Source organism: Clostridium algidicarnis DSM 15099 (genome assembly GCF_002934235.1).
Lineage (GTDB): Bacteria > Bacillota > Clostridia > Clostridiales > Clostridiaceae > Clostridium_L > Clostridium_L algidicarnis.
Genome location: NZ_PTIS01000009.1, coordinates 82099 through 108963, shown reverse-complemented (window position 1 = coordinate 108963; position 26865 = coordinate 82099). Strand labels below are relative to the sequence as shown.

At 30.5% G+C, this 26865-nt stretch carries 22 protein-coding genes and 1 other annotated feature; of the genes, 6 read left to right on the top strand and 16 right to left on the bottom strand.

Going from position 1 to position 26865, the window contains the following annotated elements; all coding sequences use genetic code 11:
* Positions 1 to 267 precede the first annotated feature (267 nt).
* The 3 genes from hslO to BD821_RS07930 form a co-directional block, all read right to left on the bottom strand.
* Entirely contained in the window at positions 268 to 1146 is an 879-nt protein-coding gene (hslO, locus tag BD821_RS07940; RefSeq protein WP_029453014.1) for an Hsp33 family molecular chaperone HslO, read from the bottom strand.
* Positions 1136 to 1879, bottom strand: coding sequence for a class I SAM-dependent DNA methyltransferase (locus BD821_RS07935; RefSeq protein ID WP_226104258.1), 744 nt, complete (start codon positions 1877 to 1879; stop codon positions 1136 to 1138). Before BD821_RS07935 ends, hslO begins: the two co-directional genes overlap by 11 nt.
* A 247-nt stretch (positions 1880 to 2126) precedes the next feature.
* On the bottom strand, positions 2127 to 2411 hold the full coding sequence (locus tag BD821_RS07930; RefSeq protein ID WP_104410015.1) for an alpha/beta-type small acid-soluble spore protein: 285 nt from the start codon (positions 2409 to 2411) through the stop codon (positions 2127 to 2129).
* 248 nt (positions 2412 to 2659) lie between these two features.
* Here BD821_RS07930 and dapA point away from each other — a divergent pair, with 248 nt between their 5' ends.
* Positions 2660 to 3541, top strand: coding sequence for a 4-hydroxy-tetrahydrodipicolinate synthase (dapA, locus tag BD821_RS07925; RefSeq protein ID WP_104410014.1), 882 nt, complete (start codon positions 2660 to 2662; stop codon positions 3539 to 3541).
* A gap of 11 nt (positions 3542 to 3552) precedes the next feature.
* Positions 3553 to 4302: a 4-hydroxy-tetrahydrodipicolinate reductase gene (gene dapB / locus BD821_RS07920; RefSeq protein WP_104410013.1), complete on the top strand. Its 750-nt coding sequence runs from the start codon at positions 3553 to 3555 to the stop codon at positions 4300 to 4302.
* Positions 4303 to 4402: 100 nt separating this feature from the next.
* Here the strand turns inward: dapB and BD821_RS07915 are convergent, their stop codons facing one another.
* The 6 genes from BD821_RS07915 to BD821_RS07890 form a co-directional block, all read right to left on the bottom strand.
* Positions 4403 to 6076, bottom strand: a complete 1674-nt coding sequence (locus BD821_RS07915) for a peptide ABC transporter substrate-binding protein (protein ID WP_104410012.1) — start codon at positions 6074 to 6076, stop codon at positions 4403 to 4405.
* A gap of 76 nt (positions 6077 to 6152) precedes the next feature.
* Positions 6153 to 7133 (bottom strand): ABC transporter ATP-binding protein, encoded by a 981-nt coding sequence (locus tag BD821_RS07910; protein WP_104410011.1) that lies wholly within the window; start codon positions 7131 to 7133, stop codon positions 6153 to 6155.
* Positions 7126 to 8145: an ABC transporter ATP-binding protein gene (locus tag BD821_RS07905; protein ID WP_029453007.1), complete on the bottom strand. Its 1020-nt coding sequence runs from the start codon at positions 8143 to 8145 to the stop codon at positions 7126 to 7128. Before BD821_RS07905 ends, BD821_RS07910 begins: the two co-directional genes overlap by 8 nt.
* A 21-nt stretch (positions 8146 to 8166) precedes the next feature.
* A complete protein-coding gene (locus BD821_RS07900; RefSeq protein WP_029453006.1) occupies positions 8167 to 9093 on the bottom strand; it encodes an ABC transporter permease in 927 nt (308 codons plus the stop codon).
* Positions 9094 to 9110: 17 nt separating this feature from the next.
* Complete coding sequence (locus tag BD821_RS07895) at positions 9111 to 10043, bottom strand: ABC transporter permease (RefSeq protein ID WP_104410010.1); 933 nt, start codon at positions 10041 to 10043, stop codon at positions 9111 to 9113.
* Between the two features lie 480 nt (positions 10044 to 10523).
* Positions 10524 to 11672, bottom strand: a complete 1149-nt coding sequence (locus BD821_RS07890; RefSeq protein ID WP_104410009.1) for a pyridoxal phosphate-dependent aminotransferase — start codon at positions 11670 to 11672, stop codon at positions 10524 to 10526.
* 117 nt (positions 11673 to 11789) lie between these two features.
* On the opposite strand from BD821_RS07890, the gene dapD reads away from it, so the two are divergent.
* Positions 11790 to 12497: a 2,3,4,5-tetrahydropyridine-2,6-dicarboxylate N-acetyltransferase gene (dapD, locus tag BD821_RS07885; RefSeq protein WP_029453003.1), complete on the top strand. Its 708-nt coding sequence runs from the start codon at positions 11790 to 11792 to the stop codon at positions 12495 to 12497.
* A 65-nt stretch (positions 12498 to 12562) separates the two neighbouring features.
* On the opposite strand, the gene BD821_RS07880 is transcribed toward dapD, so the two are convergent.
* Together BD821_RS07880 and pdaB are read right to left on the bottom strand one after the other, a co-directional pair.
* Positions 12563 to 13228, bottom strand: coding sequence for a single-stranded DNA-binding protein (locus BD821_RS07880; RefSeq protein ID WP_029453002.1), 666 nt, complete (start codon positions 13226 to 13228; stop codon positions 12563 to 12565).
* A 134-nt stretch (positions 13229 to 13362) separates the two neighbouring features.
* A complete protein-coding gene (gene pdaB, locus BD821_RS07875; protein ID WP_104410019.1) occupies positions 13363 to 14130 on the bottom strand; it encodes a polysaccharide deacetylase family sporulation protein PdaB in 768 nt (255 codons plus the stop codon).
* 189 nt (positions 14131 to 14319) lie between these two features.
* Here pdaB and BD821_RS07870 point away from each other — a divergent pair, with 189 nt between their 5' ends.
* Entirely contained in the window at positions 14320 to 14847 is a 528-nt protein-coding gene (locus BD821_RS07870; RefSeq protein ID WP_029453000.1) for a DUF4364 family protein, read from the top strand.
* Between the two features lie 2 nt (positions 14848 to 14849).
* On the opposite strand, the gene BD821_RS07865 is transcribed toward BD821_RS07870, so the two are convergent.
* Positions 14850 to 15737 (bottom strand): YncE family protein, encoded by an 888-nt coding sequence (locus BD821_RS07865; RefSeq protein ID WP_104410008.1) that lies wholly within the window; start codon positions 15735 to 15737, stop codon positions 14850 to 14852.
* Positions 15738 to 15891: 154 nt separating this feature from the next.
* Here BD821_RS07865 and BD821_RS07860 point away from each other — a divergent pair, with 154 nt between their 5' ends.
* A complete protein-coding gene (locus BD821_RS07860) occupies positions 15892 to 16134 on the top strand; it encodes a TIGR03905 family TSCPD domain-containing protein (RefSeq protein WP_104410007.1) in 243 nt (80 codons plus the stop codon).
* 79 nt (positions 16135 to 16213) lie between these two features.
* Here the strand turns inward: BD821_RS07860 and BD821_RS07855 are convergent, their stop codons facing one another.
* The 3 genes from BD821_RS07855 to BD821_RS07845 form a co-directional block, all read right to left on the bottom strand.
* A complete protein-coding gene (locus BD821_RS07855) occupies positions 16214 to 17524 on the bottom strand; it encodes a bifunctional folylpolyglutamate synthase/dihydrofolate synthase (RefSeq protein WP_104410018.1) in 1311 nt (436 codons plus the stop codon).
* 175 nt (positions 17525 to 17699) lie between these two features.
* Positions 17700 to 20342, bottom strand: a complete 2643-nt coding sequence (locus BD821_RS07850; RefSeq protein ID WP_104410006.1) for a valine--tRNA ligase — start codon at positions 20340 to 20342, stop codon at positions 17700 to 17702.
* Between the two features lie 97 nt (positions 20343 to 20439).
* Positions 20440 to 20660: a binding site (T-box leader), on the bottom strand.
* Positions 20661 to 20708: 48 nt separating this feature from the next.
* Positions 20709 to 25001 (bottom strand): 2-hydroxyacyl-CoA dehydratase, encoded by a 4293-nt coding sequence (locus BD821_RS07845; protein ID WP_104410005.1) that lies wholly within the window; start codon positions 24999 to 25001, stop codon positions 20709 to 20711.
* A gap of 297 nt (positions 25002 to 25298) precedes the next feature.
* On the opposite strand from BD821_RS07845, the gene BD821_RS07840 reads away from it, so the two are divergent.
* Positions 25299 to 25649: a tetratricopeptide repeat protein gene (locus BD821_RS07840; protein ID WP_029452995.1), complete on the top strand. Its 351-nt coding sequence runs from the start codon at positions 25299 to 25301 to the stop codon at positions 25647 to 25649.
* Between the two features lie 59 nt (positions 25650 to 25708).
* Here BD821_RS07840 and BD821_RS07835 read toward each other — a convergent pair whose 3' ends face one another.
* Positions 25709 to 26863: a transglutaminase domain-containing protein gene (locus BD821_RS07835; protein ID WP_104410004.1), complete on the bottom strand. Its 1155-nt coding sequence runs from the start codon at positions 26861 to 26863 to the stop codon at positions 25709 to 25711.
* Between the last annotated feature and the right edge of the window lie 2 nt (positions 26864 to 26865).

Sequence of the window (26865 nt, the reverse complement as noted above, 5' to 3'; positions counted from 1 at the left end):
AATGGATAATTTATGTATTGGGGAGATGTTTTTGCATCTCCTTTTATTTATATAGTTTTTTATACTAGTTCTGCCTACTAAAATTATACTCTAACTTTACAGTTTTCTATTTCTGATCTATTTTTGTATTTATGGATATATTTATAGATTCACGTTCTATATTTATGTATAAATTATGATAACTTTATAAGTTTATTGTTTTGTACATATATATAAGATATAAATATATTTATATCTTATATATATGAAACATAACTGCTTTTGTGATTATATATTTTGTAGTAATTCTCCTATATCTTCATGTTTGAATAAATATGTTTTATTACAAAAGTGACATTTAAGCTCTTCTGTTTTTCCATCATCATATATTTCTTCTAAGTCTTTCCTTCCAATACTAATCAATGCTTTTTCCACTCTTTCTCTAGAGCAATCACAATTAAATTTTGGTGTAAGAGAATCAATAATTTTTAAATCCATGTCTTCAAATATATATTTAATTATCTCTTCAATGTTCATCCCTTTTGATAACATTTCTGTTATTGAATCTATTTCTTCTAACCTATATGTTAGAAGGTCCGCTACAAGTTCATCCGCCCCTGGCATCATTTGTATTATAAATCCACCGGAAGCTTTTATACTGTAGTCAGTATCTACTAATACGCCTAAAGCCACAGCAGAGGGTGTTTGTTCTGAAACTGTAAAGTAATAAGCTAGGTCATCTCCTACCTCACCTGTGTATATAGGCACTTGTCCTACATAGGGTTCTTTAAGCCCTAGGTCTCTTATTACTGTAAGATTACCATTTTTACCTATAGCTGACCCTACATCTAATTTTCCTTTATCGTTAAGAGGGATATCAATATTAGGGTTACCTATATATCCTTTAACAGTTCCATCACTATAGGCTGTAACTGTTAAACTTTCAGCAGGTCCCCCTCCTGACATTTGAAGAGTTAATTTATCTTCCTTTGATTTTGACATTACCCCCATAAGTGTCCCTGCTGTTAAAAGTCTTCCAAGGGCTGCTGCTGCTGTAGGCGTACAATTATGTATTTTTGTAGCCTCATCTACAAGATTCGTAGTACTTGCAGCTATTATTCTTATCATACCATCTTTTGCTATACCTCTAATCAATCTATCTTCCATTTTGTTCCTCCATATTCTTTTTAACTACATATACTATTCTTTCTGTGTAGTCATCTATTTTTTTTGTTGAATAACAATCTAGCTTGTCCTTTACCATTAAATTAGCATTATGAAGCATCTCTTCTATTTTTGAATCGCTATAAGCCCTTTCAAAATGAGTTTCCTCAAATCTTTCATAAAAATTATCCTTTTTTAAGAAAAATGTAAGGTACATATCTAGTATGTCTTCTTCAAAACTATTTTCCCATGTATAAAATATATCTTCTTCATCATATACAAATGTATTGTTTCCTAAAACATTACTTAACTTATAATACGAATTTATGTCAAAAATAAATATTCCGCCTTCATTAAGATGCTTATATATGTTATTAAAGAACCTTTGAAGATCTCCCTCTTCTATAATATAGTTCACTGCATCTAAGGTGCAGGTAATAAGATCAAATTTATGCTTAAGGTTTAGATCACACATATCTTGACATATTATCGTTGGCTTCAAGTTTTTATCTTTAAACTTGTTAAAAGTTTCCGATAACATAGATGATGAGTAGTCAACAAGCCAGGTATATTTAAATTTAGGGGATATAATCAGTGATAAATTGCCTGTTCCGCAACCCACATCAAGATAATCCCCTTTGTTTATATTTAATTTTTCTACCACTTCCATTATTTTATCCGAAAATAAGTTATAGTCTACATCTTCCTTTATAAGTTTATCATAAACTTCGGACATCTTTGTGTAACTCTCCATATTCATGCGTTATTTAAAACTTATATAATATATAAAAATTAATACTTATTCTAATTATTATATAATCTAGGTTTTATTATAACTCCTCCCCATCTATCTTTTTATATTTAATCAATACTACAAACAATTTATTTAAGTAAGTCTTATCATCTGTATTATATAAAATCATATTAATCATTATCATATATAATTTGTTATTTAGTCAACTACATTTTAATATTTTATCTTTTTATTTCTTCAACCTTTCCAATATCCTATCCTTTTCTAGGTTTTCCAGTATTTCTTTATTAGTGGGTATTTTCATTTCTTTTTTTCTTTTAGTCATTATACCACCTATTCTACCAGTTTCTTCTGAGGTAAGTGATGACCAGCCTAATGATGTAACTTTATTTTTAAGACCTAACTCTTCTGCTATTTCGTATTTTAATTCTTCTCTTAACTTTTCTGCAGTGCTAAGTTCTTTGTTAGATTTTATTTTTGATTTTATAACCTTTTTCAATTCAGGTTTTCCCATATGATTTCTCCCCTTTTAAGTATATATTTTCTATATTAGCTTTTCCCAATACAAAAAATATATTCATAACGGAATTTACCTTAACCTATACTTTATATGCTACTAAAATTAACTGTCAAAGTGTACAAATAGCATTAAAATCAAAAGAAAGTATATATTTTTATCACTATTAACTATATAATGTAATATAAAGAAAGTATAAAAGATATATCTTTTATACTAATAAATATAAAAAGTGAGGGATCTTTATGGCGTTATTCAAAGGCTCTGGAGTAGCTATTGTTACACCATTTAATGAAAAAGGCGTAGATTTTGATAAATTAAAGGAATTACTAGAATGGCATGTAGATTCTAATACAGATGCCATAATTATTTGTGGCACTACTGGTGAAGCTTCGACTATGTCTACCTTAGAAAAAAAAGAAGTTATAAAATTTACAGTAGATACTATAAATAAGAGAATTCCTGTTATTGCAGGTACAGGTACTAACGATACAAAAGCTTCCATGGAAATGAGTAAATGGGCTGAATCAATAGGTGTAGATGGCCTTTTGGTTATAACACCTTATTACAACAAAACTAATAACAAAGGTCTTATAGCTCATTTCACTGCTATTTCCAATGCGGTGAATACACCTATAATACTTTATAACGTTCCTAGCAGGACTGGTATGAATATCTCACCTACTACATTATTAGAACTTGCAAAACTTAAAAATGTGGTTGCAGTTAAAGAAGCTAGTGGTGATATTTCTCAAGTAGCTAAATATAAGGCTCTTTGCAAAGATAAAATAGATATTTATTCTGGAAATGACGATCAAATAATACCTATATTGTCATTAGGAGGCATAGGTGTAATATCAGTTTTAGCTAATATAATTCCAAAAGATGTACATGATATGTGTCATCTATACCTTGATGGCAAGGTAGATGAAGCTTTAGATGTTCAGCTTAAATCATTAGATTTAACTAATTCTTTATTTATAGAAACAAACCCTATTCCAGTAAAAACTGCCCTTAATTTAATGGGCCTGAATGTAGGAGATTTAAGATTACCTCTATGTTCTATGGATGACAATAATTTAAAAACTTTAGAAAATGAAATGCATAAATATGGTTTGTTGAAATAAGGAGAGATTTTATGGTTAAATTAATACTAAATGGTTGTAATGGCAAAATGGGCAAAGTGGTTACTAGCTGCCTAAGCGACTTTAAAAATATTGATCTCGTTGCAGGTATAGATAAAAATGATTCTAAGTGTTCTTATCCTGTATTTTCTAGTATTGAGGATTGTAATATTACTGCCGATGTAATACTAGACTTTTCTAGGAAAGAAGCCTTAAAGTCTATTCTTAAATATTCAAGGTCAAAAAAAATGGCTTTAGTTTTATGCACTACAGGATACTCAAAGGAAGATATTGATTTAATAAATGAATATAGTAACTATATTCCTATATTTAGATCTGCTAATATGAGTATAGGCATAAATGTAATAAATAATATTCTAAAAAATATTGCTCCTTTTTTATATGAAAATTTTGATATTGAAATTATAGAAAAGCACCATAATCAAAAGGTTGATTCCCCTAGTGGCACAGCCCTTTTATTAGCTCATACCATACAAGAATCAATTAAAGATTCAACAGAACTTATTCATGGTAGAGAAGGCAATAAAAAAAGAGATCCTAAAGAAATAGGTATGCATTCTATAAGAGGTGGAAATATTGTAGGAGATCACGATGTTATTTTTGCTGGTTCTGGCGAGGTAATAGAAATTAATCACAAAGCAATTTCAAGAGATGTCTTCGCTTTTGGAGCATTAAGAGCTTGTGAGTTTATTTCTAATAAGTATAAAGGTTTATATAATATGGATGATATGATAGATCTTTAAATTCATGATTTTGTAGTAAAATTCCCAGCTAATTTATTATAATGAAAAGAATAAAAATATAAAGAGCACTTTTTAGTGCTCTTTATATTTTTATTATCTTTTATTTTTCTACATAAGCATTTTCAAAGAATACAAAACCTAGAGGTGATTTTACTACACCTTTAACATAATCTTTTTGGCATATAATATTTGTGTAGTAATAAATAGGTACTATAGGCATATCATTCATTAATATATCCTCTGCTTCATGTAAAAATGCCATTCTTTTAGCTGGATCTAATTCATTTTTCGCATTATTTAATGCTTTATCATAGTCTGGATTATTATAAGCTGCATCATTATTTCCAGAAGTTGATGACCACATATCTAAAAATGTCATAGGATCTGAGTAATCTCCTATCCAACCATGTCTTGCAATTATATAATCTTTATTGTTTCTAGATTCTTGGAAAACCTTCCATTCCTCATTCTTTAATTCTACTTCTATACCTAAATTTTTTCTCCACATATCTTGAACTGCTTGAGCTATATTTTGATGCCCTTGATTAGTATTGTATGATAGAGGTATTGTAGGGAATCCCTTTCCTTCTGGATATCCAGCTTCAGCTAATAACTTTTTAGCCTCTTCTATATTTCCTTCTGGTTTGTAATATTCTTTGTTTTGGAAATCTTTATCTCCACTTTCTTTTATACCCTTAGGTACAAAACTAACTGCAGGTATTTGTTCACCTTTAGTTACATTTTCAACTATGTCTTTTCTATTTATAGCTAATGTTAAAGCTTTTCTAACCTTAGGATCTTTTAAAGCTTTAGCTGCTTCTTTATCTACGCCTTCAGCCTTATCAGACAAGTTTAAACAGTAGAAATAAGTTCCAAGACTAGGATATATCTTAGCTGTGCCATCTTTTAAAAGGTTAGGTAGTTCTTGAGCTGGCGGTGATTCTATTATATCAAATTGGCCAGTCTTAAATGCTGACAACGCTGCTGTAGCCTCATCAATCATTTTATACTCTATTTTATCTAATTTAATTTTACTTGCATTCCAGTAATTTTCGTTCTTTACAAAAGTTATAGTATCTTTAGGTTTCCATTCTGACATTTTAAATGGCCCGTTGGAAATATAACTACTTACTTCGTTAGCCCAGGCTGTTGGGTTTTTATCTACTATATCTTTTCTTACTGGGAAATAAGTAGGAAAAGCTGTTAGTGATAAAAAGTATTTTGTTGGATATTCAAGTGTAACTTTAAGGGTACTATCATCTACAGCTTTTACCCCTATTTCATCTACAGTAGCCTTTGCCTTGCCATCTTTAGCTTCTTTACTATTATAAGACTCAGCATTTTTTAGGTAATATAACTGATACGCATATTCTGCTGCAGTATTAGGGTCTAATGCTCTCTTCCATGCATATTCAAAATCAGAAGCTTTTACTGGCTCTCCATCAGACCATTTTGCATCTTTTCTAAGATGAAATGTATATTCTAACTCATCCTTAGAAACATCCCACTTTTCAGCTACTCCAGCTACCGGAGCATCTTTATCATCTAATTTAGTTAATCCTTCAAAGGCGTTTGACAATACAGTAGCACCATCTACTGCGGCATTCAAAGCTGGATCTAAAGTTTTAGGATCCGCTCCTAGGTTATAAACTATTACTTGATCTGCTTTCTTATCTACGCCCCCTTCTTCTTTTTTAGAACATCCTGCAAATATAGTTGAACCTACAGCAAAAGCTAGTAATAAACCTATTATTTTAGTATTCCTTTTTAACATTTTCCTTCCCCCTTTATAATAAATTTTATATAATCCATTAACCCTTCTTAACGTCACCTCCTAAAATTAATAGAGATTAATATAGATGGCATGCAACAAAGTGGTTGTTTTGGACTTCTTTTAAATCTGGGTCCTCTTCAGAACATATTGGTTTTGCATATTTACATCTTCCTTTAAATCTACATCCTGGAGGCGGATCTATTGGCGATGGGATTTCTCCCTTTAAAACAATTCTCCTTTGTGCTGCAGATGCTTTTGGATCAGGTATAGGTATTGCAGAAAGAAGAGCCTGAGTATATGGATGAAGAGGATGATCATAAAGTTCATTACTTTCTCCAACCTCTACAAGTCTTCCTAAGTACATTACTCCTATATTATTAGATATATGCTTAACCATAGATAAATCGTGAGCAATAAAAAGATAGGTTAAGCCTAAGTCCTTTTGTAAATCCTCTAGCATGTTTACAACCTGTGCTTGTATAGATACATCCAATGCTGAAATAGGTTCGTCACAAACTATAAATTCTGGTTCTACTGCAAGAGCTCTTGCAATACCAATTCTTTGTCTTTGCCCTCCTGAAAATTCATGTGGATACCTACTTATATGATCTCCATTTAACCCAACCTTATCTAAAAGACTTCTGATCTTATCCAACCTTTCTTTTCCCTTTCCAAGGTTGTGTATATCTATAGCTTCACCTATTATATCTCCTACTGTCATTCTTGAATCCAAGGAGGCATAAGGATCTTGAAATATCATTTGCAATTTTCTTCTATATGGTAACATCTGTTTTTGACTATATTTAGCTAAATCTACTCCCTTATATATTATTTCTCCTGCTGTAGTATCATAAAGCCTAACTGCAGTCCTCCCTAGAGTAGTTTTTCCACAACCTGATTCTCCTACAAGACCTAAAGTTTCTCCTCTATTAATTTTAAAGCTTACCCTATCTACAGCCTTAACATAGCTTTTACTTCCTAAAAAACTTCCTTTCTTAACTGGAAAGAATTTGGTTAAATTATTTACTTCTAATAACACTTCTTTTTTTTCAGACATTTTTGATCGCCTCCCTACCAACTGGTGCCATTACTTTAATAGAGTTTGGATGATTTAACCAACAGGCCGAAGTATGATATTCGTTAATCTTAAAAAATGGAGGCCTTTTAGCTAAACATATTTTCATGGCATATTCACATCTAGGGGCAAAAGGACATCCTACAGGAGGCTTTAATAAATCTGGCGGCTGACCATCAATAGGTTTTAACCTTTCCTTTAACTGAGCTTTAGGATTTGGAATGCTCCTAAGTAATCCCCAAGTGTATGGATGCTTTGGATGATAAAAAATATCCTCTTTGCTGCCCTTTTCAATAATAAGTCCTCCATACATTACATTTATATCATCACACACATCAGCAACTACTCCAAGGTCATGAGTTATCAATATAATTGATGTATTAATCTTTTCTTTAAGATCTTTCATAAGTTCAAGTATTTGAGCTTGTATAGTTACATCGAGAGCTGTTGTAGGCTCGTCTGCAATCAATAATTTTGGATCACACACCATGGCCATAGCTATCATAACTCTTTGTCTCATTCCACCTGAAAACTCATGAGGATACTGTGTCATTCTTTTTTCAGGACTTGGTATTCCAACAATTGATAACATCTTTAATGCAGTATTGTAAGCTTCAGTTTTAGTCATTGATTTATGCTTCATTAAAGGTTCAATTACCTGTTTTCCTATGGTATAAACAGGATTTAAGGAAGTCATCGGGTCCTGAAATATCATCCCTATATCATTTCCTCTTATTTTTTCCATATCCTTTTCTTTTAGTTTCACTAAATCTTTATTATCAAATATTATTTCACCATTTATAATCTTTCCGTTATCAGACAAAAGTCTCATTAAGGACATCATACTTACACTTTTTCCACTGCCAGACTCACCTACTATCCCTACTGCCTGACCTTTTTTCAAACTAAAAGATATGCCCCCCACAGCTTTAACCTCGCCCACATGGGTGAAGAAGCTAGTTTTTAAGTCCCTTATTTCTAATAAGTTTTCCATATATATCACCCCTTAATCAGCTTATTTTCTTAATTTTGGATCCAAAGCATCTCTAAGTCCATCTCCTAAAAGGTTAAAAGCTAATATAGTAAAACAGATGGCTAGTGACGGAAATATTAACTGATAAGGATATATGGTATACCCTTGAAGTGCTTCAGAAGTTAAAGTTCCCCAAGATGCTTTTGGTGCTGGAATTCCGAGTCCCACAAAGCTTAGAAAGGCCTCAGTAAATATTGCTGAAGGAATTAACAAGGTTAGTGTTACAATTATAGATCCCATACTATTAGGTATTAGGTGTCTTAATAATATACGCTTCCCATTAGCTCCTAGAACTCTAGCTGCAAGAACAAATTCTTGTTCCTTAAGCTGTAATATTTCTCCTCTTACAATACGAGCCATTGAAAGCCAATACGAAATAGCAAGCGCCACTATTATACTTTTAAGTCCAGGTCCAATAATAACCATAAGCAATATTACATATATCATCATTGGTATAGAATATATAATATCTACAATTCTCATCATTACACTGTCTACAGTTCCCCCCACATATCCTGCAATACCTCCGTATAAAACTCCTATAACAAAATTAAGAAAAGAGGCTACATAAGCTATAGTTAAAGAATATCTAGCTCCATACATAATTCTCACAAATAAATCTCTTCCAAATTGATCTGTTCCAAACCAATGAATTGAACTAGATCTTTGATTAGCCACGCTAAAATCATTACTGAAATAATCAAACTTAGAAAACATAGGTACAAAAATTGCTCCTAGGGTAATTGCTATAATAAAACCTAAAGATACTATTGCAAGTTTATTTGCTTTTAGTCTTCTCCACGCATCTTGCCAATAGGTAACACTTGGCCTTACTATCTCATCTTTTATCTTTTCTTCATCAGAAACCTTATTGAACATTTCTATATCTATTTTTTCATTAATCTCCATATTAGTCACCCCCCCAACTATTCAGTCTTTAAATTATCAAGCTTAATCCTTGGATCTATGATTACATATAAAATATCAACAATAAAATTACATACAACTAATAAGACACTATAAAAAACTGTAACTCCCAAAAGAGTGGTGTAATCCCTATTATTAATGGAATTTACGAATTCTCCACCAAGTCCTGGTATACCAAATATTCTTTCAACAACAAAACTTCCTGTAAGTATTCCAGCAACTAGTGGTCCTAAATAAGTAACAATAGGTATTAATGAATTTCTTAAAGCATGCTTGTATATAACAGTATTTCTACTTAATCCTTTAGCTTTAGCTGTTCTCACATAATCTTGCTGCACCACCTCTATTAGTCTAGACCTTGTAAGCCTTGCTATAAATGCTATGGAGTATCCACCCAGTGCTATTACAGGCATTATATAGTTTTTAGCACTTCCAAACCCTATTACTGGTAAAAGCCCTAATTTAACTGAAAACACCAGTATGAGCAATGTGGCCATTACAAAACTTGGCACAGTAACACCCAAGGTAGCTAAAATCATACAAAGATAATCAGGCCATTTCCCTTGATTCAAAGCTGAGATTACCCCCATATAAACCCCCAAAGCCAAAGCTACTATAACTACAACAATACCTAGCTTAGCTGAGGTTGGAAATGAATAACCAATAACCCATCTAACGGTTCTACCCTCATATTTCATAGATGGACCAAGATCTCCTTTTAAAAGATTTTTCATATATATTACATACTGCGTCCCAAGAGGCTTATCCATCCCAAATTTTGCTTCTAAGTTAGCTTTAATTTGTGGTGGTACCTTTTTTTCCCCATCAAAGGGTCCTCCTGGCATTAATCTCATTAAAAAGAAAGTTAACGTAATAACGATCCAAATAGTTATAATACTTGCAAATAACCTTTTTAAAATATACTTTATCAAGATATTTCCCCCCTTCTTTAAGTTTAAATCTAATGTTGCGCCCCCTCTCATATGTCACAATATTCAGACTAATCTTTGTAGGATTATATATAGTAAATACTTAAATAGCATGTTAGGTAATTTATTGACGTATACATAGGCTGAAGTATACTACACTTATTTTTGAAAGGTAATTTCATTGATTTTTTTAATTATAGGTTTAATCTATAGGTTTGATTTAGTTTACTGATAATTGATTAATAATTAAATGTGCGTTTCATTTTTTATAATATTACCACAACTTATTTTTTATGTCAATTACATTTCTTATATACTTTTAAATTCTATTAATTATATACTCACTTAATTTGCAAATTATTCTATATTCTTTTATATAAATACTAAAAAGTATGCTCATATACATTTTGTTAATATAAAGCAAATAACCTTACTACCTAGAAACAAATCTAGAATAGTAAGGTTATCTCCTTTACTCACCTTTTAAATGTGTTTAAAATTATTTTTTAGCCACACTTCTAATAAATCTAAAGACTTTTTTAAGGTATCCATACTATATGAATAAGAAATTCTTACATAGCCCTCTCCAGCTGGTCCAAATGCAGACCCCGGAACCAATGCTACCTTTGATTCTTTCAGTAACCTTAAGCAAAAATCTTCACTACTTAGTCCATATTTTTTTATTGAAGGAAATATATAAAAGGCTCCTTTTGGTAGATTACTTTCAACCCCCATAGATATCAGTCTATCATATACATATTCAGATCTTTTTTTAAATTCATCTCTCATAATCTTTACATATTCCATACCCTCTTCAAATCCTTCATATACACCCCACTGTACAATTGACGGTGCAGAAGATGCATTATATTGATGAATCTTAGTAATTTCTTTAATGTATTTTTCTTTTGCACATACATAGCCTATTCTAAGGCCTGTCATAGAAAACATTTTAGAAAATCCACTTATTAAAATAACTCTATCCAAAATATCTTCATATTGAGATATAGAATAATAATTTCCCTCAAAATTTATAGAACTATATATTTCATCGGAAATTATTATAGTTGAACTTTTCTTTAATGTATCATGCAACTCTTTTAAATCTTTCTTACTTAAAACTGTACCTGTTGGATTAGATGGGAAAGATAATACCATGGCCTTTATATTATCTTTTTTTAATTTTTCTTTGATGTCTTCTATATCTATAGATAAATCTTCTTTTAAATTGTAATAGCTAACATCTGCTCCTAGTATTTTTGATATGGCTTCATAAGAGGGATACGCTATTGATGGTATAAGTACTTTATCACCCTTATTTAATATAGCTGTAAAAAGACAAAATAAGCCTTCGCTTCCTCCAGCTGTAACACAAATTTCCTGTTTATCGTAATGAATATTCATTGTAGATAAATACTTACTTATCTTTTCTCTAAGCTCTGGAATTCCATTATTAGGTGTATATTTAGTTTTATTTTCATTTAAGGCCTTTATTATGCCCTCTTTTATAGGCACTGGAACCGCGAAGTCAGGTTGCCCTAATGTTAAAGATATTGCTCCTTCAACTTTTGTTACCTTATCAAAAAACTTCCTTATACCCGAAACTTCAACATTTTTAAGGTTTTCATTCATGTAGATTACCCTCTTTTCTCAGAATAATAATTATATAATATGATATAATATGATATAATCTATTATATTATATTAAAGAAAAAAATACATCAAAGTTTGAAAGGATGATTTAATTATATGAACTATGATTTAACTGACCCTTATGAAATTGCAAGATACATAAAAGAATCAAAAAAATCTACGCCGGTAAAAACTTATGTAAATGGTACCCTTGGCACATTTCCTGAAACTATAGAATGGTATGGCTCTGAGGGAATTTATATACTTTTTGGTGAAAGTGATGAGATTTCCAATTTCATATTAAACAATAAAGAAACAATTAAACACTTTAGAATGGAAAACGATAGAAGAAACTCTGCAATTCCTCTTATAAACCTTTTAGAAGTTGATGCAAGGATAGAACCAGGTGCAGTTATAAGAGATAAAGTTTCTATAGGCAAAAATTCAGTTATAATGATGGGCGCAATTATTAACATAGGCGCAGAAATAGGCGAAGGTTCTATGGTAGATATGAATGCTGTAGTAGGAGCCCGTGGAAAGCTTGGTAAAAGTGTCCACCTTGGAGCTGGAGCTATAGTTGCAGGTGTCTTAGAGCCACCAAGTAAAACACCTTGTGAAATTGGAGATAATGTATTAATAGGAGCAAATGCTGTTATCTTAGAAGGCGTTAAAATAGGCAAAGGATCTGTAGTTGCAGCTGGTTCAGTTGTAGTTGAAGATGTTCCTGAAAATGTAGTTGTTGCAGGCACTCCAGCTAAAATTATAAAAGTTGTTGATGATAAAACTAAAGATAAAACCAAACTTTTAGATGATCTTAGAAAATAATTAATTTTCACAAATAAAAATCACTGCTAGGGTAAACATATAAGAATTACCTTAGCAGTGATTTTTTAAACTACTTTTTCATCATGATTTGATTCATCCACGTCCGAATCCTCTTTAACAACCTTCTCCATTTTAGATGTGGATACTTCATAGGCTACCTTCTTCACATATTCATTTTCAGATACTTTTTTTTGATATTCCCTACTCTGAAGTCTTCCCCAAATCCTTATGTTATCTCCAACACTCAAGGTTTGGCAAAATCTTGAGTTTCTTCCCCAAGCTATTGTTGGTATATAGTCAGATTTATTATAGGGTCTATTAACCGCTATTAATATATCTGCTATTTCACGACCAAAAGGAGTGGTTCTATATACTGGTTCCTTGCATATAAATCCATCTAAGAATATTTCATTAGGATTTTTACTTTTTTCAAGACAAAGCTCTATATTCCTTGCAAATACCGTCAATATAAGTCTATTGCATCCATCTATAAATTTATTATAAGACCTTAGTTGTCCTTCTAATGCCACTTCTGTACCAATTTCAAATTTTATACCACCCATTAGTCTTTCTGATATAGTTATAGACAAAATATCACTTGCATCACTTAGTCTTGTAGACTCTAAATAAAATATATAAAACCCTTCTCCATACATTTCATGACTAAACTCTAGATCCGAAACAATCTTCCCCTCTAAATAAATCTTATTGTTCAACATCAAATTATCCATATTAGCCCCTCTCTCCCTTTGTTTTTTTATCATCTTATATAACTAAAATATTCTACTACGCATACAATTATTACTATTTTCTACAATACACATTCATTTATATTACATTTACTTAAATCTTCATCTTAATTATTTTACTGATTCATTAGCTTTTGCACTCCTAAACTATCAATCTTATAATTTTCTTTATATATAAGGTCCCCAACCTTCACTATTTCATAACCTTTAGATTTAAAGTATTGAATAATCCTTGGAATATTTTTAGGTGTATATTTTGCATCATTATGGAATAAAAGTATAGATCCAGCTTTAGTTTTATCTATAACTCTATTATATTCAATCTCAGACCCCTCTGACTTCCAATCTATACTATCTACATCCCACTGAATAACATAATAATTAAGCCCTTGCGCTGTATCAATTAGAAGATTATTATACGCTCCACTAGGACATCTAAAAAGTTTTACATCTTCATTAGTTATATTTTTTATCTTAGCACTAGTAGCTTCTAACTCTTTTATAATTCTATCTTTAGATATTTTACTCATATCTGGATGCATGTTACTATGATTTCCTATTTCATGACCTCTTTTATGTATTTCTTTCACCATTTCTGCATTTTTTAAATCATAATCAATCCATCCACCTACAACAAAAAATGTGGCCTTTACATTATATTCATCTAATACATCTAGTATTTCTTCCACATTGTCTAACCCCCAACTTATATCAAAGGTGAAAGAAATCTTTTTCTCACTGGTTTCTACTGAATATATAGGCACCTTTTTCTGAACTTTTGAATCAACTAAAAAATTTCCATTACCTAAAGTAATATAAGTGAAAATTACTACAGTTACTAAAATCAAAGAAATTATCCCTTTCTTAATTATTTTTTTCTTAATAACCTTCTCCATATTAAACCTCCCCTACCCCTCTCTATATTAATTAATATTAATGTTAACTCACATATATTCAGAAGTTTAAAATATCTTTTTTAATTTTAAAATAATAAAGGGATAAAGATTTTAAATGCTTTTTATGCTATAATATATAAGTACACTTTCATTTATAAAGGGAGGGTGGGAATAGTAATGTATGAAAGCACTTTAGAACTAGCGGAAAACAAATTAATGGTGCTATATATATTGAAAAGTATAAAGATACCTATATCTAATAGTCAATTAACAGAAATGATTCTAGAAAATGGTTTTATAAACTACTTTACACTACAACAATATATAACAGAATTAATTTCATCGTCTTTTATTAGCTACGATAAAAAAAATGAGAAAAAAGTCTTAGTATTGTCTGCTAAAGGAGAAAAGGTACTATCTATGTTTCAAGATAGAATATCTCCTTCTAAAACAGAAGTTATAGAGGCTTATATAAAAGAAAGATTAGACACCATAAAAAGAGAACTTACCCTAACTTCTGACTATACCATTGACGACAATGGTAACTTTATAGTAGACTTAAAAGCTATAGAAAACGACTTTATGCTTATGGATTTAAAAATAAATGTTACTTCAAATAAGCAAGCTATGTCACTTTGTGATAAATGGAAATCAAATTCTTCTGAAATATATAATAAAATAATGCAACTTCTTATAAACAGTTAAGTTTATACTAATGCCATTCCATTAGGTTCTTTATCTATGGTAATGGCATTTTTATTGCCCTTATATATGTCATATTTAATAAGCACATTATTATAGTTGTCTCCTACATATAAAAATTTCTTATGTTGCAATATTCCCCTTGGTGTTCCACCTAGATATACCCTTTTTATCTCTTCCATATGCTTTAAATCTAAAATACTTATAGTTCCTTCAGAAAAATTAGATACAAATCCTAAATTCTTTTTAAAGTCTACTGACATATCTACAGGACATCTGCCGGTTTCAACAGTAGCTACAGATTTGCCTTGATTTATAGCTAAAATGTTTATTCTTCCATTTCTATCAATGCCCATATTACTTTCACATACTATTATATTTTCTCCATCCTCACTAAGTATTACTTTTGTTGGATAAGATTCAAAAAGATTTATGGTTTTTATCACCTCATTTTTATTACAATCTATAATAGATATTTCATGCCCCGCCATATTAGCCACCGCAGCTACACCACTGTTTTTACATATATCAATACTATGAGGCATGTTTCCACAAGGAAGTTCTCTTATAACTTTTCTACTTATTAAATCAAATATAACTAAAGTATTAGATTCCCCACAAATCACATAAGCATATTCCTTAAATACCTTTAAATCATTACAATGAGACCCTATATAATAGTTTGCCACCTCTTTATCTTCTGTAATATCTAATATAGATATTGTATCGTTGTAATTATTAGCTACTATTACATAGCTTTTCCATGGACATATCCCATGTGGTCCAACTAGTTCACTTTGCCTTTTAATATTAATTTTTCTTTCCTTTAAGTCTTTTAGACATACTTTAGAAACAGAATCAGATCCTGTATTGCATATATAGAGATAATCCATAATAGCACCACTCCTTTCCTATAGTAATAGTTTTCATCGCCTTATCTTTTTGATATAATAGTTATTATATGTGCTTTATAACAATTGGGTAGTATTCAAAAATAATTTAATTTAATAACTACTACATTAGATATAATTAGGGGGATTTATAATTATGTATAAATATAAGACTAGCGGTGTTTGCTCAAAAAGCATATCTTTTGAGATAGTAAATAATAAAATTACTAATGTTAATTTTGAAGGTGGTTGTGCTGGTAACGCTCTTGGAATTTCTAGTTTAGTTTCAGGTATGACACCTATTGAGGTAATAGAAAAACTAAAGGGAATAAAATGTGGTAAAAAAAGCACTTCTTGCCCTGATCAACTTTCTAACGCAATAGAAACATTAGTTTTATAAAGATAAAAAGATGTGGTTATATTCTTATCTAGGCGAATATAACCACATCTTTATTTTTAAATTTTAATACTAATTGCCTTTATAAATGTTTATCTTTTATTATCTTTCTCATATCTCCAACCATATAAAGGGATCCCGAAATTACTATAATATCCTTTGGAGATGCATATGTTAAAGCCTTTTCGTAGGCCTTTTTATAATCTTCTATTGACTCACAATTTTCATTGTACCTTTTTACATGATTTTTTAATTCTAAGGCTAGTTCTGCCCTTTTGCTATGTGGAGTTACTGTTATGATCTTTTTGCTCATAGGTGCTATGACACTTAGCATTTCATCAACTTGCTTGTCCGCAAGGATTCCTAATATTAAAATCATTTTGTCGTATTTAAAATAGGTGGTTATGCTCTCTTTAAGCTTCATAATCCCATCTATGTTATGAGCTCCATCTATAATTACCTTACCTTTATCATACTTTACAACTTCAAGCCTAGCTGGCCACTTAACATCTTTTAGAGACTTAATTATAGTATTACTTTCTATTTCAATATTTTCAATGCTACAAAGTTCTTCTATAACCGAAACAGCAAGTGAAGCATTTAATATCTGATGTTGTCCTAAAAGAGATAATTCTATAAAATAAGTATCCTTTTTAGTACTTATTTCCAAAGCTTGAGTCAATGAATTTTCTTTTTCTATAACCTCTATTAATTTAGCTGAATCTTCTTTAATTAATACAAGTTCCGATCCCTCTTTTTTACATTTGTTTTTTATCACTTCTAAAGCTTCCTCATTTTGAGGATAACATACTACAGGTATTCCTTTTTTAATTATACCTGCTTTTTCTGTGGCAATTTCTGTTAAAGTTGATCCTAATATATCCATATGATCATAACTTATAGATGTTATAACTGATATTAAGGGTGTTATAACATTAGTAGAATCAAGTCTTCCTCCAAGTCCTACCTCAATTACAGCATAATCAACCTTTTCTAAATAAAAATATAAATACATAGCACAAGTTATTATCTCAAATTCTGTAGGATGCTCATAACCTAATTTAATAACTTCATTTACTACTTTCGCTAATTTTGATATTATTTTTCTTAAATTATCTTTTGAAATATTTTCTTTATTAATTTGCATCCTTTCTTCAAATTCCTCTAGGTATGGGGATGTGTACATTCCTACTTTATACCCAGCTTTGAAAAGCATTTCATTTATCATTGCTGTAGTAGATCCTTTTCCATTAGTACCTGCTACATGTATACATTTTATCTTTTTATGAGGATTTCCAAGAAGTTCTAAAATCTTTTCTGTTCGCGATAATCCATAGTTGTTTCCAAACTTCGCTGTGTCATCTATATAACTTCTAGCTTCTTCATAACTCATAAAATCTACTGCATTATTCCAAGTCAACTATCTCAACTCCTTTAAGCTTATGTAAAATATTTATATTAATTAAAGACCTAAGGTAAGAAAATGTTTTTTCATTTTCTTACCTTTAAAAGTTTTGTTAACTTTTAAAATGTCTTTATATGAACCTATACTTAAGTCCTTTATAATTTTAGTTTAAACTTTCAATTCTAAGTAAAATAGCCTCTAACATAGATTTATATTTTTCTCCCTTAGCTTTTTCTTCCTCAACTACAGATTCTGGAGCCTTAGACACAAATTTTTCATTTGAAAGTTTCTTTTGAACTCTTTCTATTTCAGATTTAAGTTTATCTTTTTCCTTATTTAATCTTTCTAGTTCTTTTTCTTTATCAACTAAATCTAGTAAAGGTATGAATAGTTCTCCACCTTTAACTACTAATGAAACTAAGTTTTCAGGAAGATTTTCCTTATCTTTTATTATTTCAACTTCACTTACAGAAGCTAACTTTTCAAAGTAAGTCTTACCCTTATCAAAGGCCTCCTTAGCTTCGTCTAATACATAAGCAAGAACTTTAGTCTTTCTTGATGGTATAACATTCATCTCAGCCCTTACATTTCTTAAGGACTTTATACCCTCTACTATATAAGTCATTTGAGTTTCAGCCTTATCATCTACTAAGCTTTCCTGATACTCAGGAAAGGGAGATATAGTTATAGACTCATACTCACTATCTAAGTGAATATATATCTCTTCTGTAATAAAAGGCATTACAGGATGAAGTAGTTGTAATGAAACAGTTAAAACTTTCTTTAATACATTTAATGTGGTAGCCTTTTGTTTTTTATCTTCACCATAAAGTATAGGCTTCACAAGCTCAATATACCAATCACAAAATTCTATCCATATAAAATCATATACCTTTTGAAGAGCAATTCCAAGTTCAAACTTATCCATATTTTCTGTTACTTCTTTTATAAGCGAATTCATTTTAGATAATATCCATCTGTCAGCTAAAGTATATTCTTTAGAATCTTTATATTCATTCATTAACTCTTCATCTAAGTTCATCATAACAAACCTTGATGCATTCCAAATTTTATTTGCAAAGTTTCTTGCAGACTCAACTCTTTCAGGATAAAATCTTATGTCATTTCCTGGAGCATTTCCTGTAACAAGCATAAATCTTAATGCATCTGCACCATACTCATCTATAACTTCTAAAGGGTCCACACCATTTCCAAGAGATTTAGACATTTTTCTACCTTCTGAATCTCTTACCATACCATGGATGAATACATTTTTAAAAGGTACCTCTCCAAGGTTGTGTATTCCTGAAAACACCATTCTAGCTACCCAGAAGAATATAATATCATATCCTGTAACTAAGGTGTCTGTAGGGTAAAAGTACTCTAAGTCTTCAGTCTTTTCTGGCCATCCAAGTGTTGAAAAAGGCCAAAGGGCTGAACTAAACCAAGTATCTAGAACATCAGAGTCCTGCTTTAAATTATGGCTTCCACATTTAGGACAGCAATTTACAGTTTTTTCACTAACTGTTATCTCGCCACACTCACAGTACCAAACTGGAATTCTATGACCCCACCAAAGTTGCCTTGATATACACCAATCCTGTATATTTTCCATCCAGTTATAATATGTCTTTTCAAATCTTTCTGGTATGAATTTAGTTTCGCCATCCTTTACAGCCTTTATAGCAGGCGCTGCTAAACTTTCCATCTTTACATACCACTGTTTTGATATTATAGGTTCAACCACTGTACCACATCTATCATGAAATCCTACATTGTGTACATGTTCCTTTATCTTAACTAGGTATCCTTCTTTTTTCAAATCCTCTACTATAGCCTTTCTAGCTTCATATCTTTCAAGGCCCTCGTATTTTCCTCCGAACTCATTTATATTACCCTTATCATCCATTATCCTTATTTCTTTTAAGCTATGCCTTTTACCTACCTCATAATCATTTGGATCATGTGCTGGTGTTATTTTAACAGCTCCAGTTCCAAATTCCATATCTACATATTCATCAGCTATGATAGGAATTTCTCTATTTACTAAAGGTAATAATAACATTTTCCCTACTATATCTTTATATCTTTTATCCTTTGGGTTTACAGCAACAGCAGTATCTCCAAGCATTGTTTCAGGTCTTGTAGTGGCTATTTCTAAAAATCTATCTGTTCCAACTAAAGGATATTTTATGTGCCAGAAGTTACCTTGTTGTTCCTTATGTTCAATTTCAGCATCTGAAATAGCAGTAACACATTTTGGGCACCAGTTAGTAATTCTATTTCCTTGATATATAAGACCTTCATTATAAAGTTTTACAAAAACATGTTTTACAGCTTTATCTAGTCTTTCATCCATGGTAAAACTTTCTCTAGTAAAATCTACAGAACATCCCATTTTCTTAATTTGTGATCTAATATTATCTCTATACTCATCGGTCCATTCCCAAACCTTTTCTAAAAAAGCGTCTCTACCAATCTCTTTCTTTTTGATACCTTTTTTTAATAATTCATTTTCCACCTTAACTTCAGTTGCTATACTTGCATGGTCCTCTCCTGGAAGCCATAGAGCATTGTACCCTTGCATTCTTTTAAATCTTATAATCATATCTTGAAGTGTATTATCTAATGCGTGACCTAGATGCAGCCTTCCTGTAATATTAGGTGGTGGCATTATTACAGTATAAGCCTTTTTGTTAAGATCCACCTTAGGAGTAAAGTATCCTTTTTCTTCCCAGTTTTTATATATCTTTTCTTCAAAATCTTTTGGACTATATTTCGTCTCTAAGTTTTTCTTCTCATCCATAATTATATCCTCCTTTTAAATTCCAAACTAATATTTTGTGTAATAGATAAAATCTGATTTTAATTGTTTTTGAATACAAAAAAAGAGCCTCCTCCTATAAAAGGACGAAGACTCGTGGTACCACCTTTTTTCCCATTTAGCAGTTAACTAAATGGCTCTTAAATAATAACGGCAAAGCACCGTTTTTGCTTACTAAATTTTCAGCAAAAATGCTCAAAAGCTACCTTCAAGAATAAGTAACATAAAAGACTTTTCAACCTATGAGTCTTTCTCTCTTAAAGCACTATATTCTTTACTCCTCTTTATCACTGCAACATATTCATTTTAATAATTATATTATCTTACTTATACCTCTAGTGTCAAGCTTTATAATTTATTACATTGATCTGCTAATTGCTTTTCTTCTATTTCCTCTATTTCCTTTGGTTTAATTGGTTTTTCAAGATTCTTAAAAGCTGCAGAAAGCATTAATTTTATTCTATTTAGTTGATTTACTTCGCTAGCTCCCGGATCATAATCCACAGCCACTATATTAGCTTTTGGATAATTTGCTTTAAGTGCTTTTATCATTCCCTTACCAGTTACATGATTAGGTAGACATGCAAAAGGCTGCATACAAATTATATTTTGTGTTCCACCTTCTATAAGTTCTATCATCTCTGCTGTTAAAAACCAACCTTCTCCTGTTTGATTACCTAAAGATATTATCTTTGAAGCTTTAAAAGCTAGTTCTTTTATATGTTTTGGCGGTTCAAATCTTTTACTTTCCTCTAATGCTTCTCTTAAGGTTTTTCTGTAATATTCCATAGCTTTTATAGCAGCATTCCCTAGTACTTGAGATATTTTACTCCCTGAAAGATATTTATATTTATAATCTTGATCATAGGAAGAATACAAAAAGAAATCTAACAAGTCTGGCATAACAGCCTCAGCACCTTCTTTTTCAATAAGTTCTACCACATTATTGTTTGCTGAAGGATGGAACTTAACTAATATTTCACCTACAAGACCAACCTTAGGCTTCACTACATGATTTATTTCTAAATTATCAAAGTCATATACTATATCTTTAATATTTTGTCTAAACTCTTTATGATTTCCATTTGATACATTAATGTTAATCTTTTTTACCCAATTATTGTATAACTCATTAGAAGACCCCTTGATTTTCTCATAAGGTCTTACTTTATATAAAACTCTCATTAATAAGTCTCCATAAACTATACCCATAATGCCTTTGTTAATTAACCCTGGAGTTAAAGAAAAACCAGGATTCTTTTCTAGCCCTCCTGCATTTAATGAAATTACAGGAACATTTTTAAATCCAGCTTCTTTAAGAGCTTTTCTTAAAAATCCGATATAATTAGTTGCCCTACATCCTCCCCCAGTTTGGCTTAAAATAATAGATGTATTGTTAATATCATATTTTCCGGACTTAAGGGCCTGTATTAACTGACCTACAACAATTATAGAAGGATAACAAGCATCATTGTTTATATATTTTAAGCCTTCTTCTACAGCTGCACTATCTACTGTCGGTAGTATTACAAGATTATACCCACTAGCCCTAAAGGCTGTTTCTATAAATTGAAAATGGATAGGTGACATTTCCGGTGCTAATATAGTATGATTTTTTCTCATTTCCTTTGTAAATGGTATTCTCTCTTGAGTTTCATTGCTAATTACTGGTACGTATCCGGATCTTTCCCTTTCTTCCATAGAAGCTTTCAGAGATCTTAATCTTATTTTTACAGCTCCTAGATTGTTTCCTTCATCTATTTTAAGTAATGTATATATCTTGCCTTTTTTAGCTAATATTTCTTGCACTTGATCTGTTGTAACTGCATCAAGTCCACATCCAAAGGAAGTTAATTGAACAAGTTCTAATGAGTCCTGTGTTGCAACAAAACTAGCTGCTGCATATAACCTGCTATGATACATCCATTGATCTACTACTCTTAGTGGCCTTTCTACCTCTCCTAGATGACTTACACTGTCCTCTGTAAACACTGCCATATCATAGGTATTTATAAGTTCAGCTATACCATGATTTATTTCTGGATCTATATGATAAGGCCTTCCACTTAAAACAATACCCTTTTTGCCTGTTCTTTTTATATATTCTAGTGCTTCTGCCGATTTTATTCTTATATCTTGCTTAAAGTTGTCCATTTCATCCCAGGCCTTGTCCACTGCAGATATAACTTCTGCATAACTTATAGAAAACTCTTTTAATTCATCATAAAGCCTTTTTGCAAGTCGTTTTTTGTTTTCAAGAGATAAAAATGGATTTTTGAAATTTATATTTTTTTCTTTTATTACATCCATATTGTTTTTTATTACTTCACCATAAGATGTAACTATAGGGCAATTATAATGGTTATTAGCCTCTTTAATTTCATTTCTTTCATAAGCTATACATGGATAAAATATAAAATCAATCCCTTTATTTATAAGGCTCATAACATGTCCATGTACTAATTTTGCTGGATAACAAACTGATTCTGATGGTATAGTTTCCATTCCTAAATCTAGTATGTTTTTAGAAGATCTTGGAGATAATTCTACTCTAAACTTAAGTTCCGTAAAGAATTTATGCCAAAATGGATAATTTTCATAAACATTAAGAACTCTCGGTATCCCCACTCTTCCCCTTTTTGCTTCTTCTAGTGGTAGCGATTTGTAATCAAATAATCTTTTATATTTATATTCATATAAATTAGGAAGTTCTGTACTTAAACTCTCTTTTCCTGCCCCTCTTTCACACCTATTACCCGATATGAATTTTTCGTTATTTGGAAAACTATTTATTGTAAGCAAACAATTATTTGCACAAAGTCCACATCTTCTCATAGTACTTTCCACTTTAAAGTTTAAAAGTTCTTCTTCTTTTAACAAAGTACTTTCTTGATTTTCTATATGTCTTTCCTTAGCTATTATAGAGGCTCCATAAGCTCCCATAAGACCTGCTATATCCGGTCTTATAACTTCTCTATTAGAAATTAACTCAAAACTTCTTAAAACTGAGTCATTATAAAAAGTACCACCTTGAACAATTATCTTTTCACCCATATCTTTAGGGTCTCTAATCTTTATTACCTTAAAAATAGCATTTTTTATAACAGAATAGGAAAGTCCTGCAGAAATATCTGCTATAGTAGCCCCTTCCTTTTGAGCTTGTTTCACTCTAGAATTCATGAACACAGTACATCTAGATCCTAAATCTACAGGCGCTCTTGATTCAAGTGCTTCCTTTGCAAATTCTTCTACTGTAAGTCCTAATGATTTTGCAAAAGTTTCAATGAAGGATCCGCAACCAGAAGAGCAAGCTTCATTTAGAAGTATACTCTCTATAACCCCGTCCTTAACTTTTAGGCATTTCATGTCTTGTCCACCAATATCTAATATAAATTCTACACCTGGTAGAAAATTATTTGCTGCTTTATAGTGAGCAATAGTTTCTATTTCTCCAATATCTATTTTAAATGCAGACTTCATTAAGCCTTCACCATATCCAGTAACTGCTGAATTTATAATTTTAGCCTCTTTTGGGATTTTAGTATATATATCTTTTAATATCTCTGTAATAAGTTTTAATGGATTTCCTTTATTACTTCCATAAAAAGAATATAATATTTCTTTATCTTCCCCCATTAATACAAGCTTAGTTGTTGTAGATCCTGCATCTATTCCTAAATAGCAGTTTCCTTTGTATTTAGAAAGGTCCCCTCTTTTGGTAGCTGCTAAATTATGTCTTTCATCAAAAGCTTTTTTTTCATCTTTATCTTTAAAAAGAGGCATCAACCTTTCAACTTCATGACTTTGATTTGTATCTAACACATCTAATCCTTTTATAATCTTAGAAAAACTAATTATTTTAGATTTACCAGAATATAAAGCTGCTCCCATAGCTACAAATAGCTGTGAATTTTCAGGGAATATAACCTGATTATCTTCTAGTTTTAATGTTTCTTTAAATCTGTCTCTTAATTCAGATAAAAAATATAAAGGTCCGCCTAAAAATGCTATATTTCCCCTTATAGGTTTACCGCAAGCAAGTCCGCTTATAGTTTGGTTTACTACTGCTTGAAAAATTGAAGTTGCTAAATCTTCTTTTCTAGCACCTTCATTTAAAAGTGGTTGAATATCTGTCTTTGCAAATACTCCACACCTAGCTGCTATGGGATATATGAGTTGATGATTTTTGGATAATTCATTCAATCCTGTAGCATCTGTTTGCAAAAGTGAAGCCATTTGGTCTATAAAAGCACCAGTACCCCCTGCACAAGTTCCATTCATTCTTTGTTCTATTCCGCCTTTAAAGTAGGTGATTTTTGCATCTTCTCCACCAAGTTCTATAGCTACATCAGTTTCTGGAATCAATCTTTCTACTGTTGTTGTTGATGCAACAACTTCTTGAACAAAATCTATATCTAACCACTTTGAAACTGAAAGTCCACCAGATCCTGTAACATTTATAGTAACAAAGCTATCTTTATACTCATCTTTTATACTAGTCAAAATTTCTTTGATTGAATTTTTAATATCTGAATAGTGCCTTCTGTAATCACCATATATTAAATTATAGTTTTTATCCATAATTGCTACTTTTACTGTAGTAGATCCTACATCTAGACCAATGTGTAATACATCTTTCATATCTATATCAACTCTTTCCTTAAATAATTATAAAACTGTATGCATACACTAAATAACTCTATCTAGAAATCATATCATTACGCAATAACCTAGTCAATTATCTTAGGTTATTATTTGCCTTTTTTTATATATTATTTTCGCTTTTATTTCTAGAATAGTTCATTATATTATAATGTAATTTTCACTACAAATTTAATAAAGCTTTTTTCTTGTATATTATATGATTTATTAGTTAAGAATGTAAATATAATCTTTAATTTATTATATACACTAAAATATATATTTTGGAGGATTAAAATGAGTTATTTTCAAAAAGCAAATGAATTATACAACAGCCACTCCTACAAGCAAGCAATAAATCTATATAAGAAGGCTATTGAAAACAAAGAAAATGAGGCTTGTGCTCATTATAATTCAGCGGTTTGTCTTATTAAATTAAAAGAATACGAAAAAGCAATATTACACCTAAAGTCCGCCCTTACTTTAAAGCAAGATAGTAAATATTATTTTAATCTTGCCTATTGCTATTCTATGATTGGCAATACCCCTAAATCCTTGTTATATTTTAATACCTCTTGGGCCATGAATCACGAAGATGAAGATTGTAATAAAGCCATAAACTTAATTTTAAATACCCACTTTAAATGATCTTGTGTTTTAAAAAAGTATATTGATTAACCAAGGGTGCCTTTATAACTAAAGGCACCCTACCATTCACCTATTATATTTTCTCCTCTATGGTCTAAGTCAAACTTTTTACTATTAAAATAATTTCCACCTTTATAAAAAGTAGTATCTATATTTATCCACTTATCTTCTTCCTTAATATATACCTCATTCCAAGAATGGCTTACCCAATTTACTCCATTGTAGCCTTCCCCAGTCACTAGCCTAACCTTTAAATTATTAGCTCTACACATAGCTACAAAAAGACAAGAAAAATCAAAACATATCCCCTTTTTAGTATCATAAGTAGGTATTGCTCCAGATTCTATTTTAAAATTATTAGTATATATTTTATCAGCTTTTTCATAATCATAATCTATATTGGTCCCAATAAAATTATATATAACTTTTGCTTTAGCTTTATCTGAAGTGTGTCCTTTAGTAAGGTTTACAGAAAACTCATCTATAGCATCGTTAGATTTTATTCCATCTTTTAATGTAACCCCATTATAGTAAACCAAGGTATTAGGTTTACCGCCTTTTTCTTTTGTAAGATTAGGTTCATCATATTTAACCTCTACTTTAAAGGAATTCTTTATTGTGTTTGGAATCTTACCTAAAAACTTTGAATTTATAACAGGTTCTAATGTTTTTTCATTTATATCATTATATAACTTTGAACTTTGTACATAATCTTGAAACTTATCCTCTTGATAAAAATAAGATAAAACATGTATAGTACTTGTAATTAAAAGAGCATAAAAAACACCTTTAGGTATTGATATTATCATAGCTATCAATCTATTAACCCATGACTTTCTATAGCCTTCCTTATCTTTTAAAGATATAATTATAGGATTAAATATTATTTTATTTATAATATTATAAATAAGCATTTGAAACTTATAAATTAAAAATATACTAATCAGAAAAACTATTATGGAATATAACTTACTATATTTATCAATATAGTAAGTCATATTATAAGGTAGCTTTGTAATTACTGTATTCATAAATTTATTTATAATATCTCTAACATTCACCCAAATAGGAAAACAAAGCAAAAAGGATATTGTCTTTTCCATGTTTTTTAAATCAGATTTTAAATTTTCGTAATTGACCTTAAATATTACCCCTTTTACAACAGGATATAAAAATATTAGGACAATTAGCAGTGTAATTGGATTTTTCAACATAA

Coding starts and splice junctions, on each gene's coding strand:
- hslO (WP_029453014.1), bottom strand. CDS start 1,146: ATGGAAGATAGATTGATTAGAGGTATAGCAAAAGATGGTATGATAAGA.
- BD821_RS07935 (WP_226104258.1), bottom strand. CDS start 1,879: ATGTCCGAAGTTTATGATAAACTTATAAAGGAAGATGTAGACTATAAC.
- BD821_RS07930 (WP_104410015.1), bottom strand. CDS start 2,411: ATGGGAAAACCTGAATTGAAAAAGGTTATAAAATCAAAAATAAAATCT.
- dapA (WP_104410014.1), top strand. CDS start 2,660: ATGGCGTTATTCAAAGGCTCTGGAGTAGCTATTGTTACACCATTTAAT.
- dapB (WP_104410013.1), top strand. CDS start 3,553: ATGGTTAAATTAATACTAAATGGTTGTAATGGCAAAATGGGCAAAGTG.
- BD821_RS07915 (WP_104410012.1), bottom strand. CDS start 6,076: ATGTTAAAAAGGAATACTAAAATAATAGGTTTATTACTAGCTTTTGCT.
- BD821_RS07910 (WP_104410011.1), bottom strand. CDS start 7,133: ATGTCTGAAAAAAAAGAAGTGTTATTAGAAGTAAATAATTTAACCAAA.
- BD821_RS07905 (WP_029453007.1), bottom strand. CDS start 8,145: ATGGAAAACTTATTAGAAATAAGGGACTTAAAAACTAGCTTCTTCACC.
- BD821_RS07900 (WP_029453006.1), bottom strand. CDS start 9,093: ATGGAGATTAATGAAAAAATAGATATAGAAATGTTCAATAAGGTTTCT.
- BD821_RS07890 (WP_104410009.1), bottom strand. CDS start 11,672: ATGAATGAAAACCTTAAAAATGTTGAAGTTTCGGGTATAAGGAAGTTT.
- dapD (WP_029453003.1), top strand. CDS start 11,790: ATGAACTATGATTTAACTGACCCTTATGAAATTGCAAGATACATAAAA.
- BD821_RS07880 (WP_029453002.1), bottom strand. CDS start 13,228: ATGGATAATTTGATGTTGAACAATAAGATTTATTTAGAGGGGAAGATT.
- BD821_RS07870 (WP_029453000.1), top strand. CDS start 14,320: ATGTATGAAAGCACTTTAGAACTAGCGGAAAACAAATTAATGGTGCTA.
- BD821_RS07865 (WP_104410008.1), bottom strand. CDS start 15,737: ATGGATTATCTCTATATATGCAATACAGGATCTGATTCTGTTTCTAAA.
- BD821_RS07860 (WP_104410007.1), top strand. CDS start 15,892: ATGTATAAATATAAGACTAGCGGTGTTTGCTCAAAAAGCATATCTTTT.
- BD821_RS07855 (WP_104410018.1), bottom strand. CDS start 17,524: ATGAGTTATGAAGAAGCTAGAAGTTATATAGATGACACAGCGAAGTTT.
- BD821_RS07850 (WP_104410006.1), bottom strand. CDS start 20,342: ATGGATGAGAAGAAAAACTTAGAGACGAAATATAGTCCAAAAGATTTT.
- BD821_RS07845 (WP_104410005.1), bottom strand. CDS start 25,001: ATGAAAGATGTATTACACATTGGTCTAGATGTAGGATCTACTACAGTA.
- BD821_RS07840 (WP_029452995.1), top strand. CDS start 25,299: ATGAGTTATTTTCAAAAAGCAAATGAATTATACAACAGCCACTCCTAC.
- BD821_RS07835 (WP_104410004.1), bottom strand. CDS start 26,863: ATGTTGAAAAATCCAATTACACTGCTAATTGTCCTAATATTTTTATAT.